This is a genomic window from Streptomyces sp. NPDC086077 (genome assembly GCF_040686175.1).
GTDB lineage: Bacteria > Actinomycetota > Actinomycetes > Streptomycetales > Streptomycetaceae > Streptomyces.
The window spans coordinates 1-16,644 of sequence record NZ_JBFBJT010000065.1; the positions used below are offsets into that span (position 1 = coordinate 1).

Here is a 16,644-nt window from a genome sequence, read left to right on the forward strand (position 1 = left end):
GCGTGCCGGGCGTGGGGCGCGGGGCAGCAGGGTGAGGCAGAGGGCCAGGTAGCTGCGGGCCAGATCCGCCCACAGGCGCCACGCGGCGGTGTCGCCGGGGCGGAAGGCCGCGGTCTTGCGTCTCTCCCAGTCGACGGCGACGCGGCGGCGGAGGTCCTGCGCGGCGCGACACAGGGACTTCGCGGGGCCTACGGGGATGCGGGCGGCGCTTGCGCCGACCGCGTGCGGCGGGGGCGCGGGCGGGGGCTGAGCCGGGGCCGTCCGGCGGCTGAGCATGCGTATACCCATGGCGGCATCTTGACGGGCGCGAGCACCGGGGGGCTTTTTCGCGGGGGCCACGCGGGTGAAGGACCCTCCGGGGATGGGGCGGGGGGCGGGGGTTCCGGGGCGGGGGGCCCGGGGCGGGGGTTCCGGGGAGGTGCGCAGAGGCGCACGGGGGGGGTGCGAGGGGTAGCTCCTGGTGCGCGCTCTCCTGGGTCACGGGGTGTTTGCCCGCAGGGGGAACGCCGGGGGCGCCTGGTTTCAAAAGGCTGCGTCGGGGGCTGGGCACCAGGGCGCTGCGCCGGGGGCGGGACGCCTGGGCGCCGAGGGCCTACACAGCCGAGGGCCTACACAGGAGGGACGCCTGGGCGTCCGGGCTCTGCGCCGGGGAGCACCTGGGCGCCAAGGGGCTGTCGCGCCCCGCCCCACATCCCCGTCCCTGTCGAACAGCCCCGTGCCCCCGTGGGACCGCCGCGAGCCCGGCTCCCGGCGGTCGTAAAGCCGCCTGCGCGAACCTCGTAGAGCCGCCTGCGCGAGCCTCGTAGAGCCGCTGCGCGAGACCCGGGCGGCAAGGCGGGGCCCCGGGGCGCGCCAGGAGCCCCCGGCGACGCTGCCGGGGGCTCCTGGGCGGGCTGGGGAGTCGGCTGGACTTCCGTCCGCCGGGGACGGCTAGTGCGCCGCCGACTCCCAGTCGGGGCCCACGCCCACCGAGACGTCCAGGGGTGCCCTGAGGTCGACCGCGGCGGCCATCTCGCGGCGGACCAGGGCCTCCGTCGCCTCGCGCTCGCCGGGGGCGATCTCCAGGACGACTTCGTCGTGCACCTGGAGGAGCAGGCGGGACTTGAGGCCCGACTCGCGCAGCGCCCCGTCCACCTTGAGCATGGCGATCTTGACGATGTCGGCCGCCGTGCCCTGGATGGGCGCGTTGAGGGCCATCCGCTCGGCCGCCTCGCGGCGCTGGCGGTTGTCGCTGTTGAGGTCGGGGAGGTAGCGCCTGCGCCCGAAGAGCGTCGCCGTATACCCCGTCGCCCGTGCCTCGTCGACGGCGCGGCGCAGATAGTCCCGCACGCCGCCGAACCGCTCGAAGTACGCGTCCATCAGGGCGCGGGCCTCCGCCGCCTCGATGTTCAGCTGCTGGGAGAGCCCGAAGGCCGACAGCCCGTACGCCAGGCCGTAGGACATCGCCTTGATCTTGCGGCGCATCTCCGCGTCCACGGCCGTGCGCTCGACCGCGAACACCTGCGAGGCCGCCGTGGTGTGCAGGTCCTCGCCGGACGTGAACGCCTCGATCAGACCGGCGTCCTCGGACAGGTGGGCCATGACGCGCAGCTCGATCTGGCTGTAGTCGGCCGTCATCAGCGACTCGTACCCCTCGCCGACGACGAAGCCGCGCCGGATGGCCCGGCCCTCGTCCGTGCGGACCGGGATGTTCTGCAGGTTGGGGTCCGTCGACGACAGGCGGCCGGTCGCGGCGACCGTCTGGTTGAACGTCGTGTGGATCCGGCCGTCCGTCGCGACGGTCTTGATCAGGCCCTCGACCGTGACCCGCAGCTTCGCCTGCTCACGGTGCCGGAGCATGATCACCGGCAGTTCGTTGTCGGTCTGGGTCGCCAGCCAGGCCAGCGCGTCGGCGTCGGTGGTGTAGCCGGTCTTGGTCTTCTTCGTCCTGGGGAGCGCCAGCTCGCCGAAGAGGACCTCCTGGAGCTGCTTGGGCGAGCCGAGGTTGAACTCGTGCCCGGCCGCCGCGTGCGCCTCCTTCACGGCCTGCTGCACCGCACCGGCGAACATCTGTTCCATGGTTTCCAGGTGGGCGCGGTCGGCCGCGATGCCGTCGCGCTCCATCCGGGCCAGCAGGGCGGACGTCGGCAGCTCCATGTCGCGCAGCAGGTCCGCCGCGCCGACCTCCTCCAGCCGGCCCTCGAAGACCTCGCCCAGGTCGAGGATGGCGCGGGCCTGGATCATCAGTGCCTCGGCCTCGGCACCGTCGTCCGCGCCGAAGGCGAGCTGCCCGTCGGCCGCGGCGGCGGGGGACAGCTCACGGTGCAGGTACTCCAGGGACAGCGCGTCCAGGTCGAAGGAGCGGCGGCCCGGCTTGACCAGGTACGCGGCGAGCGCGGTGTCCATGGCGACGCCCTCGATGGTCCAGCCGTGCTCGGCGAAGACCCGCATCGCGCCCTTGGCGTTGTGGAAGACCTTGGACCAGCCGGCGTCGGCCAGCCAGGCCGCGAAGGCCTTCTCGTCGGCCTCGTCCAGCTCGGCCGGGTCGAACCAGGCGGCCGCACCCCCGGGCGCGGCGAGCGCGACCTCGGCGACCGAGCCCGTGCCCAGGGCCCAGGTGTCGACGGTGGCGACGCCGAGCGCACCTGTGCCGTGCTCGGTGAGCCACGGCGTCAGCTCGCCCGTGCCCAGCACCGCGCCGTCCAGCTCCACGCCCTCCGTGACGACCGGCGTCGTCCCGGCCTCCTCGGCACCCGGGTCGACGCCGAAGAGCCGCTCGCGCAGCGAGGGGTTCCTGATCTCCAGGGTGTCCAGCACCATCGCGACGGTCTTGCGGTCGTACGGCACGCGCGCGAGGTCGGTGACCGCCCTGGGCAGCTCCACCTGCCGCTCCAGCTCGGTGAGCCGGCGGTTCAGCTTCACCGCCTCCAGGTGGTCGCGCAGGTTCTGCCCGGCCTTGCCCTTGACCTCGTCGACGCGCTCGACCAGCTCCGCGAACGAACCGAACTGGTTGATCCACTTCGCGGCCGTCTTCTCGCCGACGCCGGGAATGCCGGGCAGGTTGTCCGACGGGTCGCCGCGCAGCGCCGCGAAGTCGGGGTACTGCGCGGGCGTCAACCCGTACTTCTCGAAGACCTTCTCCGGGGTGAACCGGGTCAGCTCCGAGACGCCCTTCGTCGGGTAGAGGACCGTCGTGTGCTCGGAGACGAGCTGGAAGGAGTCACGGTCGCCGGTGACGATCAGCACCTCGAAGCCCTCGGCCTCGGCCTGCGTGGCGAGCGTGGCGATGACGTCGTCCGCCTCGTACCCCTCGATCGCGAAGCGCGGGGCGTGCATCGCGTCCAGCAGCTCGCCGATCAGCTCGACCTGGCCCTTGAACTCGTCCGGGGTCTTGGAGCGGTTCGCCTTGTACTCGGTGAACTCCTCGGAGCGCCACGTCTTGCGGGAGACGTCGAAGGCCACCGCGAAGTGCGTGGGCGCCTCGTCGCGCAGCGTGTTGGCCAGCATGGACGCGAAGCCGTAGATCGCGTTCGTCGGCTGGCCCGTCGCGGTCGTGAAGTTCTCCGCGGGCAGCGCGAAGAACGCGCGGTAGGCCAGTGAGTGCCCGTCCATGAGCATCAGGCGCGGGCGGCTGCCGCCGGGGTTGCTGTCGGTCTGCTTCGCTGCTGTCTCTGCCACGTCCCCGATCCTGCCACGCCGCACCGACAGTCGGCCCCGGCCTCCCGGCGTGACCCGGGCGCCTGGAGCGCGCTCCCGGGCGGACGGGCACCGTCCGGCTCCGCCCTCGTGGTCGCCCGGCTGCGGCGGGCAGTGGTCGCGCGAGCCGTGCCGATGTTTCTCGGCCCGGACCGGCCTCCCCCGTTGTCACTGCCCCGTGCGAGGATCGGAGACGTAGCTCACACGTGTAGGCGAAGGAGAGCGGGCGATGGCAACGAAGCCGCCCAAGGCCGACCCGGTTCAGGACGCGCCGCAGGTCGCCGGGCCGCAGCACGCGGCGGCCGGGCTCCCGGCCATCGGGCACACCCTGCGCATCGCCCAGCAGCAGATGGGCGTCCGTCGGACCGCGCTGACGCTCCTCAGCGTCAATCAGAAGGACGGCTTCGACTGCCCCGGCTGTGCCTGGCCGGAGCCGGACCACCGGCACAAGGCGGAGTTCTGCGAGAACGGCGCGAAGGCGGTCGCCGAGGAGGCCACCCTGCGCCGCGTCACTCCGGAGTTCTTCGCCGCGCACCCGGTGAGGGACCTCGCGACCCGCAGCGGCTACTGGCTCGGCCAGCAGGGCCGGCTCACGCACCCCATGTACCTCCCCGAGGGTGCGGACCACTACGAGCCGGTCTCCTGGGAGCGCGCCTTCGACATCGTCGCCGACGAGGTCACCGCCCTCGGCTCCCCCGACGAGGCGGTCTTCTACACCTCGGGACGCACCAGCAACGAGGCCGCGTTCCTCTACCAGCTCTTCGCGCGCGAGCTCGGCACGAACAACCTGCCCGACTGCTCGAACATGTGCCACGAGTCGTCCGGCTCGGCCCTGTCGGAGACCATCGGCATCGGCAAGGGCAGCGTCCTGCTGGACGACCTGTACAAGGCCGACCTGATCATCGTGGCCGGCCAGAACCCCGGCACGAACCACCCGCGCATGCTCTCCGCCCTGGAGCGGGCGAAGGCGAACGGCGCGCGGATCATCAGCGTCAACCCGCTGCCCGAGGCCGGCCTGGAGCGGTTCAAGAACCCGCAGACGCCCAAGGGGCTGACCAGCGGATCCTCGCTCACGGACCTGTTCCTGCAGATCCGCATCGGTGGCGACCAGGCCCTGTTCCGCCTCCTCAACAAGCTGATCGTCCAGACCGAGGGCGCCGTCGACGAGGAGTTCGTCCGCGAACACACCCACGGCTACGAGGAGTTCGCCGCCGCCGCCCGCGCCGCCGACTGGGACGAGACGCTCACCGCGACCGGCCTCGAACCGCGGCGGATCCAGGAGGCTCTCGACATGGTGCTCGCCTCCGAGCGCACCATCGTCTGCTGGGCCATGGGCCTGACCCAGCACAAGCACTCCGTGCCCACCATCCGCGAGGTGGTCAACTTCCTGCTGCTGCGCGGCAACATCGGCCGCCCCGGCGCGGGCGTGTGCCCGGTGCGCGGCCACTCGAACGTGCAGGGCGACCGCACCATGGGCATCTTCGAACGCCCGGCGCCCGCCTTCCTGGACGCCCTGGAGCGGGAGTTCGGCTTCGCTCCCCCGCGCGCACACGGTTTCGACGTCGTACGGGCGATCCGCGCCCTGCGCGACGGCGAGGCCAAGGTCTTCTTCGCCATGGGCGGCAACTTCGTCTCCGCCTCCCCCGACACCGACGTCACCGAGGCGGCGATGCGACGCGCCCGGCTCACGGTGCACGTGTCGACGAAGCTCAACCGCAGCCATGTCGTCACCGGCGCGCGGGCCCTGATCCTGCCCACCCTGGGCCGTACCGAGCGCGACCTCCAGGGCGGCGGCGAGCAGTTCGTGACCGTCGAGGACTCCATGGGCATGGTGCACGCCTCCCGCGGCCGCCTGGAGCCCGCGAGCGCCCATCTGCTGTCCGAGCCGGCGATCGTCTGCCGTCTGGCCCGCCGGGTGCTGGGCGAGGACAGTGCCACGCCGTGGGAGGAGTTCGAAAAGGACTACGCGACGATCCGCGACCGCATCGCGCGCGTGATCCCCGGTTTCGACGACTTCAACGCGCGCGTGGCCCGCCCCGGCGGCTTCGCCCTGCCGCACGCCCCGCGCGACGAGCGCCGCTTCCCGACGGCCACCGGCAAGGCCAACTTCACCGCCGCGCCCGTGGAGTACCCGAAGCTGCCCGAGGGCCGGCTGCTGCTGCAGACGCTGCGCTCGCACGACCAGTACAACACCACGATCTACGGCCTCGACGACCGCTACCGCGGCATCAGGAACGGCCGCCGGATCGTCCTCGTGAACCCCGAGGACGCACGCGAACTCCAGGTCGCCGACGGGTCGTACGTCGACCTCGTCGGCGAGTGGAGGGACGGCGTGGAGCGGCGGGCGCCCGGCTTCCGGGTCGTGCACTACCCGACCGCGCGGGGCTGCGCCGCCGCCTACTACCCCGAGACCAACGTCCTCGTCCCGCTGGACGCCACGGCCGACGTCAGCAACACCCCGGCCAGCAAGTCGGTCGTCGTCCGTCTGGAACAATCGGCGACCGACTGAGCGTTTGCTCAGCAGGGCGCGTCCGGTCACGGCGCGTCCGACCGAGGCGCGTCCGACAACGAGGACGACGAAGACGAAACGGAGCCGGTCCCGATGGGCGAGCAGCACCAGGTGAAGTTCCCGCAAGAGGTCATCGACGAGTACGCGGCACTCGGCGTGGACCTGCCCGCCCTGTTCTCCGCCGGGCATCTGGGCACGCGGATGGGCGTGCAGATCGTGGAGGCCTCGGCGGACCGCGTCGTCGGCACGATGCCGGTCGAGGGCAACACGCAGCCGTACGGCCTGCTGCACGGCGGCGCGTCGGCCGTGCTGGCCGAGACCCTCGGCTCGGTCGGCTCCATGCTGCACGGCGGCATCACCAAGGTCGCCGTGGGCGTCGACCTGAACTGCACCCACCACCGGGGCGTCCGCTCCGGCCTGGTGACCGGCGTGGCCACGCCCGTGCACCGGGGCCGCTCCACGGCCACGTACGAGATCGTGATCAGCGACGAGGACGGCCGCCGGGTGTGCACCGCCCGACTGACGTGCCTGCTGCGGGACGCCGACCCGAAGGACGCCGACCGGATACGCGCGGCGGACTGATCCCACATCCGCTCCGGACCGAACCCCCTGAAGCACACCGCGCCCTCGCGGCGGGGAATCCGGCCAAGCAGGAACGTCGAGGTCAGCGCCCCTGGCCCATGAGTTGATCGGCCGTCAGCATCATCGAAGCCACGCGAGAGGTAGCGCGACGGCGAGCCGGCCGGGGGCCCTGCAGGCGAACAGCGTCGAGCCGGGCCAGGGCAAGCGCGCGTGGGTTGCCCCCCAGGCCGACCGCGCCACCGACCGACAGCCAAGGCCTTTGCCCGGCGGCAATTCCCCGCACGTCTCCCACAATCGGGCAGGAACGCCCCATCACCACAAGATCACCGTGAAGGTCACCGGCCACGGAAAGGGATGCGGAATGTCGGGCTCCCTTTCACAGATGTAACGCTGTGTAATACGCGCGCAATCAACGGACAGCCCTTCTCCCAGACCCGCGGCTACAGGCCCGACCCTTTGAGACACCGCCCAAGTAGCCTGCAGCAACGAGTTGTTGCCATGACCAAAACCCGTAAACACTCCTGATAGAGGACGGGGGAGTCCTGCGCGTCTCAGAATGCGGACAGGGCGAATCGGCCAGAATTCCGCGCATCTACCCGCTCAGTACCGCTCTGCATTACGTCGTGTCATAACAAGAGCGTCACAGCCTTGGTCAGGCACTCCTCCATGTTCCCCGCACGCGCTTAGAGTCACCGCCAGTCACCGAGCTACAGGATTCGAAGTCACTTCGACCCAGCGCTCGACTCGGCGCGTTCCATGGGGGGCCGCCGTGCCAGGGAAAGGACCTGATTCGTGCGTCAACGTTCGATCATTGCCATAACCGCCGCAATCGCGGCGGGATCGCTGACACTCACGGCTTGTGGGTCGCGTGACGACGACGGCGGCAGCAGCAACGGCGACAAGACCACAGTTGTGATCGGCCTGGACGCCCCGCTGACCGGCGACCTGTCCGCACTGGGCCTCGGCATGAAGAACTCCGCCGATCTGGCCGCCAAGACGGCCAACAAGCAGGAGTTCGTCAAGGGCGTCGAGTTCAAGATCGAGGCGCTCGACGACCAGGCACAGCCCTCCGTCGGCCAGCAGAACGCCCAGAAGTTCATCAGCAACAAAGAGGTCCTCGGCGTCGTCGGCCCGCTGAACTCCAGCGTCTCGCAGCAGATGCAGAAGCCGTTCAACGACGCCGGTCTGACCCAGGTCTCCCCGGCCAACACCGGTACCGAGCTGACCCAGGGCGACGGCTGGAAGACCGGTGACTCGGTCCGCCAGTTCAAGACCTTCTTCCGCACCGCCACCACGGACGAGATCCAGGGTGCCTTCGCGGCCGACTACCTCTACAACAAGGCCAAGCTCAAGAAGGTCTACCTGATCGACGACCAGAAGACCTACGGCGCCGGCCTCGCCGCCTCCTTCAAGACGAACTTCACCAAGTTCGGTGGCCAGATCGTCGGAACCGACCACATCAACCCCGACGACCGCGACTTCAACGCCGTGGTCGCCAAGATCAAGAAGACCGGCGCCCAGGCCCTCTACTACGGCGGCGAGTACCCGGCCGCCGGCCCCCTGAGCCAGCAGCTCAAGGACAGCGGCCAGAACATCCCGCTCATGGGCGGCGACGGCATCTACTCCGGCGAATTCCCGAAGCTGAACAAGAAGGCCGAGGGCGACCTCGCCACCTCCGTGGGCAAGCCGGTCGAGCAGCTCGACTCCGCCAAGACGTTCATCAAGGACTACGAGGCGGCGGGCTACGAGGACGCCTACGAGGCCTACGGCGGCCTCACCTACGACGCCACCTGGTCGATCATCGAGGCCGTCAAGCTGGCGGTCGAGGGCAACGACGGCAAGGTCCCGTCCGACGGCCGCAAGGCAGTCCTGGACGCCATGGCCAAGGTCAAGTTCGACGGCGTCACCGGCACCATCTCCTTCGACGAGTTCGGTGACACCACGAACCACACGATGACCGCGTACAAGGTCAAGAGCAACGCCTGGGCGCCGGAGTTCAGCGGCGAACCCAAGCTCGGCTGACGAAGGACGAGTCAGAGAACCCTTCACCCTCACACATTGATCCAGGCCGCGCGGGAAGTGCCCACCAGCGCTCCCGCGCGGCGCCATATCCGAACCACTCCACGGAGGCCCTGCGGTGAACGAACTGCCGCAACAGCTGGCCAATGGACTCATCCTCGGCGCGATGTACGGACTCATCGCGATCGGCTACACGATGGTCTACGGCATCGTCCAGCTCATCAACTTCGCCCACGGCGAGATCTTCATGGTCGGGGGCTTCGGGGCCCTCACCGTCTGGTTGGTACTCCCCGACGGCTTCGGCCTCGGGGCCGCGGTCCCGCTCATGATCATCGGTGGTGTCCTCGTATCGGTCGCCGTCGGCACGGCGGCGGAACGCTTCGCCTACCGACCGCTGCGTACAGCGCCACGGTTGGCGCCCCTCATCACCGCCATCGGCCTGTCCATCGCCCTCCAGCAGGCGGTGTGGATGTGGTACCCGGACGCGAAGAAGGACGTCCCCTTCCCGCAGTTCCACGGCGGCCCCATCGACATCCTCGGCGCCAACATCCAGCGCGGCGACCTCTTCGTGGTCATAGCCGCTCCGCTGTGCATGCTCGCCCTCGGCCTGTTCGTCACCAAGACGCGCTCCGGGCGCGGCATGCAGGCCACCGCCCAGGACCCCGACACTGCCAAGCTGATGGGCATCAACACCGACCGCATCATCGTCATGGCGTTCGCCATCGGCGCCGCGTTCGCCGCCATCGCGGCCGTCGCCTACGGCCTCAAAAACGGTCAGGTCGGCTTCCGCATGGGCTTCCTGATGGGCCTGAAGGCATTCACCGCGGCCGTGCTCGGCGGTATCGGCAACATCTACGGCGCCATGCTCGGCGGCATCGTCCTCGGCGTCGCCGAGGCCCTGGCCACCGGTTACGTCGGCGACATCCCCGGCATGGAACTCTTCGGCGGCGGCGCCTGGAAGGACGTGTGGGCGTTCAGCCTCCTCATCCTCGTCCTGCTGTTCAGGCCACAGGGTCTGCTCGGCGAACGCGTCGCGGATCGGGCGTGATACCCATGACCACCGAGATCCCCATGGACAAGGCCACCGACACCGACAAGGTGTCCACCGCGGATGCCACCCCGATCATCCCGCTTCCGCAGGCCGCGGCACGCGGACTGACCGTCGTCGGCTCCGCCGTCGCCCTCATCGGCACCTTCCTCGCCTGGACCTGGACCGAGGAGTTCCCGGGCAACCTGACCGTCACCGGCTACCCGGGCGGCCTTCAGGTCCTCACCCTCGTCGGTTCCCTGGTGACCCTGCTGTTCGCCCTCTCCGGCTACGGCATCCGCGGCCTGGGATGGCTCACCCCCGGCGGCAAGAACAGCCCCGTCCTCCTCGCCGCCTTCGGCGTGTTGGGCACCACCGGCTACGCGATGGGCGCGATCAGCCAGGAGCTCGGCGGCCTGGTCAACCTGGAGCCGGGCGCCTGGATCGCCGGCATCGGCGCGCTCGTGGCCGTGATCGGCGCTCTCGCTCTCCCGGTCGACCAGCCCTACGGCCCCGGCGAGCCGACCCCGAACCTCTGGGGCCGGATCCGTCACTCGATCACCGCCCCAGAGCCCCGCCGAGCCAGGGAACTGCCCTCCTGGGCGGAGATCCTGATCATCGCAGCGGGCTTCGGCGTCGGCCTGTACGTCTTCGCGTACGGCATCAGCACCGAATACTCCGAGCTGTTCATCGGCTTCCTGATCGTCGCGGCGTTCGGCTTCACCGCCGTCACCCGCGCCGGCCTGCTCAAGCGGCTGTCAGCACTCACCGCCAAACACCGCAACGTCACCCTCGCGGCAGCGTTCGCCGCGGCGATCTGCTTCCCCTTCACCCAGTCCAACGATCAGTTCGCCCTCATCGGCGCGAACATCCTGATCTTCGCCACGGTCGCCCTGGGCCTCAACGTCGTCGTCGGCCTCGCCGGCCTCCTCGACCTCGGATACGTCGCCTTCCTCGGCGTAGGCGCCTACGCCGCCGCCCTGGTCTCCGGCTCTCCCGCGTCGACGATCGGTGTGAAGTTCCCCTTCTGGGCGGCCGTTCTCACCGGTGCCCTCGTCTCGCTGGTCTTCGGCGTGGTGATCGGTGCCCCGACCCTGCGACTGCGCGGCGACTACCTCGCCATCGTGACGCTCGGTTTCGGTGAGATCTTCCGCATCACCATGAACAACCTGAACGGCAACAGCGGCCCCGACGTCACCAACGGCTCCAACGGCATCCCCCAGATCCCCGACCTGGAGATCTTCGGATTCAACCTCGGAGTCCCGCACAACGTCCTCGGCCACGAGCTGACCCGCTCGGCCAACTACTACCTGCTGATGCTGCTGTTCACGGCGATCGTCGTGATGGTCTTCCGCCGCTCCGCGGAATCCCGCATCGGCCGCGCGTGGGTCGCCATCCGCGAGGACGAGACCGCCGCCACCGCGATGGGCATCAACGGCTTCCGCCTGAAGCTCCTGGCGTTCGCGCTGGGCGCCGCCCTCGCCGGTCTCGCGGGCACCGTCCAGGCGCACGTGTCGTACAGCGTCACACCCGAGCAGTACCAGTTCGCCGGCTCCGTGCCGCCGAACTCGGCCTTCCTGCTCGCCGCCGTCATCCTCGGCGGTATGGGCACCATCAGCGGCCCACTGATCGGCGCCGCGCTGCTCTACCTGATCCCGGCCAAGCTCCAGTTCATGGCGGAGTACCAACTGCTGCTCTTCGGCATCGCACTGATGCTGCTGATGCGCTTCCGTCCTGAGGGCCTGGTCGCCGACCGCAGGAAGCAACTCGAATTCCACGAGACCGGACAGCTCGACGTACCGGAGGACAAGCCATTGCCCGAAGGCGCGACCGGCGTCGCGAAGGCAGGGGCGTGACCGCCATGACCACCACCACGACCGCACCCACCACCACGGTGCTCGACGCGAGCGGTGTCACCATGCGCTTCGGCGGCCTGACCGCCGTACGCGACGTGGACCTGACAGTGAACACGGGAGAAATCGTCGGACTCATCGGCCCCAACGGCGCCGGCAAGACGACCTTCTTCAACTGCCTGACCGGCCTGTACATACCGACCGAGGGCAAGGTCGCGTACAAAGGCACGGTCCTGCCACCCAAGCCCCATCTGGTCACCCAGGCCGGCATCGCCCGTACGTTCCAGAACATCCGGCTCTTCGCCAACATGACCGTTCTCGAGAACGTGCTGGTCGGGCGGCACACCCGAACCAAGGAAGGCCTCTGGTCGGCACTCCTGCGCCTGCCCTCCTTCAAGAAGGCCGAGCAGGAGTCCCGGGCCCGGGCCATGGAACTCCTGGAGTTCACAGGTCTCGCCGCCAAAGCCGACCACCTCGCCCGCAACCTGCCCTACGGCGAGCAGCGAAAGCTGGAGATCGCCCGGGCGCTTGCGAGCGAGCCCGGCCTGCTCCTCCTGGACGAGCCGACCGCCGGCATGAACCCGCAGGAGACCCGGGCGGCCGAGGAGCTCATCTTCGCGATCCGGGACATGGGCATCGCCGTCCTCGTCATCGAACACGACATCCGGTTCATCATGAACCTCTGCGACCGGGTGGCCGTGCTGGTCCAGGGCGAGAAGATCGTCGAGGGCCCCGCCGAGGTCGTGCAGGCCGACGAGCGCGTCATCGCCGCCTACCTGGGCACGCCCTTCGAGGGCGCGCCCGGCGAAGCAGAGGCCGCCGAGGTAGAGGCCGCCGAGGCGTCGAGCAGCACGGAAGGGGACGACAAGTGACCGCATTGCTCGAGGTCGAGAACCTCAGGGTCGCCTACGGCAAGATCGAGGCCGTCAAGGGCATCTCGTTCAAGGTGGACGCGGGCGAGGTCGTCACCCTTATCGGCACGAACGGCGCCGGCAAGACGACGACCCTGCGGACCCTGTCGGGTCTCCTCCAGCCACTGTCGGGCCAGATCACATTCGACGGCAAGTCGCTGAAGAAGATCCCCGCACACAAAGTCGTCTCGCTGGGGCTCGCCCACTCCCCCGAGGGGCGGCACATCTTCCCCCGCATGACAATCGAGGACAACCTCCGCCTCGGTGCGTTCCTGCGCACCGACAAGGAGGGCATCGAGAAGGACATCCAGCGCGCCTACGACCTCTTCCCCATCCTCGGGGAGCGCCGGAGGCAGGCGGCGGGCACCCTCTCCGGCGGTGAGCAGCAAATGCTCGCCATGGGGCGGGCGCAGATGTCCCGGCCGAAGCTGCTCATGCTCGACGAGCCGTCCATGGGTCTGTCGCCGATCATGATGCAAAAGATCATGTCCACCATCAAGGAGCTCAAGTCCCAGGGCACCACCATCCTGCTCATCGAGCAGAACGCCCAGGCCGCGCTCTCCCTGGCCGACCACGGACACGTCATGGAGGTCGGCAAGATCGTCCTGTCCGGGACGGGGCGGGACCTGCTGCACGACGAGTCCGTACGAAAGGCGTACCTGGGCGAGGACTGACCCGCCCGATGCCGCCTCCCAGGCGCGGACATGCGGCCCTGCCGGTTGACCGGCAGGGCCGCATCGCTGTCTCCAGGTCCCCGCGGAGCATCGCTGATGTCGTGCGCCACCACGTCGAATCCGCGCCGCATGCCGTCTCGGGCGCTCAGCCCTTCTCGGGGGACTTGGCCGCCTTCTTCTCTGCGGCGTCCTCGATGACCGCCTCGGCGACCTGCTGCATGGACATCCGCCGGTCCATGGACGTCTTCTGGATCCACCGGAACGCGGCCGGCTCGGTCAGCCCGTACTCGGTCTGCAGGACCGACTTCGCACGGTCGACCAGCTTGCGCGTCTCCAGCCGCTGGCTGAGGTCCGCGACCTCCTTCTCCAGCTCCTTCAGCTGCGTGTACCGCGAGACGGCCATCTCGATCGCCGGCACGACGTCGCTCTTGCTGAACGGCTTCACCAGATACGCCATGGCGCCGGCGTCCCGGGCGCGCTCGACCAGGTCGCGCTGCGAGAAGGCGGTGAGCATGAGAACGGGCGCGATGGACTCCTCGGTGATCTTCTCCGCCGCGGAGATGCCGTCCAGCTTGGGCATCTTCACGTCGAGGATCACCAGATCGGGGCGGTGCTCCCGGGCCAGCTCCACGGCCTGCTCACCGTCACTGGCCTCGCCGACCACCGTGTAGCCCTCCTCCTCCAGCATCTCTTTGAGGTCGAGCCGGATCAGGGCCTCGTCCTCGGCGATGACGACACGGGTCGTCAGCGGAGGCACGTGCGACTTGTCGTCGTCGGGCACGTCAACGGGCTGGGGCGACTCGGGGGCGGTCACGGGGGCTCCTCGCTCACGGGCAGGGTCACTGCTGAGAAGAGCCTACCTAGCTGAAGCCGGTACCGGTCACCGGGTACACTCCGATCAGCGCTGTTGCCGGGTTGGCGGAACAGGCAGACGCTGATGTCTCAAACACATCTGTCCGAAAGGACGTGCGGGTTCGAGTCCCGCACCCGGCACTCTCCGAAAGCGGAGGCTCACGTTCGCGTGGACCTCCGCTTTTTGCCGTAAGGGGCCACGCTCAGTCACAGAGAGTGTCCACATGTAACGACATTGCGACACGTGAGCGAGCGTTGGCGCTGGTGGCCCAGGGACGCAGCCTCAACTCCGTCAGCAAGCAAATGGGCATTTCCCGACACGCCGTCACGTGCTGGCTGACGCGGCTGGAGCCACTGCCCCGAACCCCGCCCTGCGCCCGCTGCCAGGAATCCCCGACTGCCCCAGATGACTCCGCGGCTTACGCCTACCTGCTGGGTCTTTACCTGGGCGACGGCTACATCGTCTCCAAACCCAGACTGCACTACCTCATGGTGACGTGCACTGCGTCTTGGCCCGGGCTGGTCGATGCCGCCGAGGACGCCATGCGCAGGGTCCTGCCCTGGCCCAGCGTCACCCGGCTGCCCCGAGCCGGCTGCGTGGACGTCAAGTCATTCACCAAGCACTGGGTCTGCCTGCTCCCGCGGCACGGCCCCGGCAAGAAGCACGAACGCCGCATCGCCCTGGAACCCTGGCAGCAGGGAATCGTCGACATCCATCCCTGGGAATTCGTCCGCGGCCTCATTCACTCGGACGGCTGTCGCGTCACCAACTGGACGACGCGCATCGTCGGCGGCGAGCGCAAGCGCTACGAGTATCCGCGCTACTTCTTCACCAACGTCTCCGACGACATCCGCCGGCTGTACACCGACACCCTCGACAAGCTGGGCGTCGCATGGACCTACTGCGCCCGGTACGGGACGCCGTACAACATCTCCGTCGCCCGCAGGGCCTCCGTCGCCCTGCTTGACCTCCACGTGGGCCCCAAGCACTGACCGTCAGATGCGCGCAGGGCCCCGTACGGCGCCGTCTAGGAGGTCTCGCCGATGTGGTGCACCCGGACCAGGTTCGTGGTTCCCGGCATGCCGGGGGGCGAGCCGGCCGTGATGACGACCGTGTCGCCGGGCTCGCAGCGGGCGTACCTGGTCAGCAGTTCGTCCACCTGGGCGATCATCGCGTCTGTCGAGTTGGCGTGCGGGCCGAGGAACGTCTCCACACCCCACGTCAGGCTCAGCTGCGAGCGCGTAGCGGGCTCCGGGGTGAAGGCGAGGAGCGGGATCGGGGAGCGGTAGCGGGAGAGGCGGCGGGCGGTGTCGCCGGACTGGGTGAATGCCACCAGGAACCGCGCGCCGAGGAAGTCGCCCATCTCGGCCGCCGCGCGGGCGACCGCTCCGCCCTGGGTGCGGGGCTTGTTCAGCTCGGTCAGGGGGGAGAGCCCCTTGGCGAGGATGACCTCCTCCGCCGCCTCGACGATCTTCGCCATCGTCCGGACCGTCTCGATGGCGTACTTCCCGACGCTGGTCTCCCCGGAGAGCATCACCGCGTCCGTGCCGTCGATGACGGCGTTGGCGACGTCGCTGGCCTCGGCGCGGGTGGGCCGGGAGTTCTCGATCATCGAGTCCAGCATCTGGGTCGCCACGATCACCGGCTTGGCGTTGCGCTTGGCCAGCTTGATCGCGCGCTTCTGGACGATCGGGACCTGTTCGAGCGGCATCTCGACGCCGAGGTCGCCGCGGGCCACCATGATGCCGTCGAACGCCGCCACGATGTCGTCGATGGCGTCCACCGCCTGCGGCTTCTCCACCTTGGCGATCACGGGGAGGCGGCGTCCCTCCTCGTCCATGATGCGGTGGACGGCCTCGATGTCCCGGCCGCTGCGGACGAAGGAGAGGGCGATGACGTCGAAGCCGGTGCGCAGGGCCCAGCGCAGGTCGGCCTCGTCCTTGTCGGAGAGCGCCGGGACGGAGACCGCGACGCCGGGGAGGTTCAGCCCCTTGTTGTCGGAGACCATGCCGCCCTCGACGACCTCGGTGTGCACGCGGGGCCCGTCGACGCCGGTGACCTGCAGGCACACCTTGCCGTCGTCGACGAGGATGCGCTCACCGGGGGTGACGTCGCCGGCCAGGCCTTCGTAGGTCGTTCCGCAGGACAGCCGGTCGCCCCGTGCGCCGTCCTCGACGGTGATGGTGAAGGAGTCGCCGCGTTCAAGGAGTACAGGCCCCTCGGTGAAGCGGCCGAGCCGGATCTTCGGGCCCTGAAGGTCGGCGAGCAGCCCGACGCTGCGCCCCGTCTCGTCGGAGGCCTTGCGCACGCGTTGGTAGCGCTCCTCGTGCTCGGCGTATCCGCCGTGGCTGAGGTTGAATCGGGCGACGTCCATTCCGGCGTCGACCAGTGCCTTGATCTGGTCGTACGAGTCGGTGGCGGGGCCCAGGGTACAGACGATCTTTGCTCGGCGCATGATTCGAGCCTAGGCCTTACCGGCGGGTAGGCAATTGGCCGAGCATGACTACTCAACCACCTTTGCGTGAAGGGGTGTTGACAAGC

General features: G+C 69.4%; 12 protein-coding genes and 1 tRNA gene. 9 read left to right on the forward strand and 4 right to left on the reverse strand.

Annotated elements, in window-relative coordinates; genetic code table 11:
- The coding region (locus AB0O67_RS19885; protein ID WP_365451773.1) for a hypothetical protein at positions 1-288 on the reverse strand (288 nt) is incomplete at its 3' end.
- A gap of 642 nt (positions 289-930) precedes the next feature.
- Positions 931-3,657: a DNA polymerase I gene (gene polA / locus AB0O67_RS19890; RefSeq protein ID WP_365451775.1), complete on the reverse strand. Its 2,727-nt coding sequence runs from the start codon at positions 3,655-3,657 to the stop codon at positions 931-933.
- A gap of 247 nt (positions 3,658-3,904) precedes the next feature.
- On the opposite strand from polA, the gene AB0O67_RS19895 reads away from it, so the two are divergent.
- From AB0O67_RS19895 to AB0O67_RS19925, 7 genes are all read left to right on the forward strand, one after another.
- The gene (locus AB0O67_RS19895; protein ID WP_365451777.1) at positions 3,905-6,184 is read left to right on the forward strand and encodes an FdhF/YdeP family oxidoreductase; all 2,280 of its coding nucleotides are present in this window, start codon (positions 3,905-3,907) and stop codon (positions 6,182-6,184) included.
- Between the two features lie 93 nt (positions 6,185-6,277).
- The gene (locus tag AB0O67_RS19900) at positions 6,278-6,766 is read left to right on the forward strand and encodes a hotdog fold thioesterase (protein ID WP_365451779.1); all 489 of its coding nucleotides are present in this window, start codon (positions 6,278-6,280) and stop codon (positions 6,764-6,766) included.
- Positions 6,767-7,573: 807 nt separating this feature from the next.
- Positions 7,574-8,788, forward strand: coding sequence for a branched-chain amino acid ABC transporter substrate-binding protein (locus AB0O67_RS19905; protein WP_365451834.1), 1,215 nt, complete (start codon positions 7,574-7,576; stop codon positions 8,786-8,788).
- 115 nt (positions 8,789-8,903) lie between these two features.
- On the forward strand, positions 8,904-9,833 hold the full coding sequence (locus AB0O67_RS19910) for a branched-chain amino acid ABC transporter permease (protein ID WP_365451781.1): 930 nt from the start codon (positions 8,904-8,906) through the stop codon (positions 9,831-9,833).
- A gap of 23 nt (positions 9,834-9,856) precedes the next feature.
- Positions 9,857-11,668: a branched-chain amino acid ABC transporter permease gene (locus AB0O67_RS19915; RefSeq protein ID WP_365451836.1), complete on the forward strand. Its 1,812-nt coding sequence runs from the start codon at positions 9,857-9,859 to the stop codon at positions 11,666-11,668.
- Positions 11,669-11,673: 5 nt separating this feature from the next.
- Complete coding sequence (locus tag AB0O67_RS19920; protein WP_365451783.1) at positions 11,674-12,537, forward strand: ABC transporter ATP-binding protein; 864 nt, start codon at positions 11,674-11,676, stop codon at positions 12,535-12,537.
- The gene (locus AB0O67_RS19925) at positions 12,534-13,250 is read left to right on the forward strand and encodes an ABC transporter ATP-binding protein (protein ID WP_365451785.1); all 717 of its coding nucleotides are present in this window, start codon (positions 12,534-12,536) and stop codon (positions 13,248-13,250) included. Before AB0O67_RS19920 ends, AB0O67_RS19925 begins: the two co-directional genes overlap by 4 nt.
- Positions 13,251-13,395: 145 nt before the next feature.
- Here the strand turns inward: AB0O67_RS19925 and AB0O67_RS19930 are convergent, their stop codons facing one another.
- Positions 13,396-14,064 (reverse strand): response regulator, encoded by a 669-nt coding sequence (locus AB0O67_RS19930; RefSeq protein ID WP_365451787.1) that lies wholly within the window; start codon positions 14,062-14,064, stop codon positions 13,396-13,398.
- Between the two features lie 95 nt (positions 14,065-14,159).
- On the opposite strand from AB0O67_RS19930, the gene AB0O67_RS19935 reads away from it, so the two are divergent.
- Together AB0O67_RS19935 and AB0O67_RS19940 are read left to right on the forward strand one after the other, a co-directional pair.
- Positions 14,160-14,243, forward strand: a tRNA-Leu gene (locus AB0O67_RS19935).
- Positions 14,244-14,591: 348 nt separating this feature from the next.
- The gene (locus tag AB0O67_RS19940; RefSeq protein ID WP_365451789.1) at positions 14,592-15,095 is read left to right on the forward strand and encodes a helix-turn-helix domain-containing protein; all 504 of its coding nucleotides are present in this window, start codon (positions 14,592-14,594) and stop codon (positions 15,093-15,095) included.
- A 35-nt stretch (positions 15,096-15,130) separates the two neighbouring features.
- On the opposite strand, the gene pyk is transcribed toward AB0O67_RS19940, so the two are convergent.
- The gene (gene pyk / locus AB0O67_RS19945; RefSeq protein ID WP_365451791.1) at positions 15,131-16,558 is read right to left on the reverse strand and encodes a pyruvate kinase; all 1,428 of its coding nucleotides are present in this window, start codon (positions 16,556-16,558) and stop codon (positions 15,131-15,133) included.
- Positions 16,559-16,644: the final 86 nt, after the last annotated feature.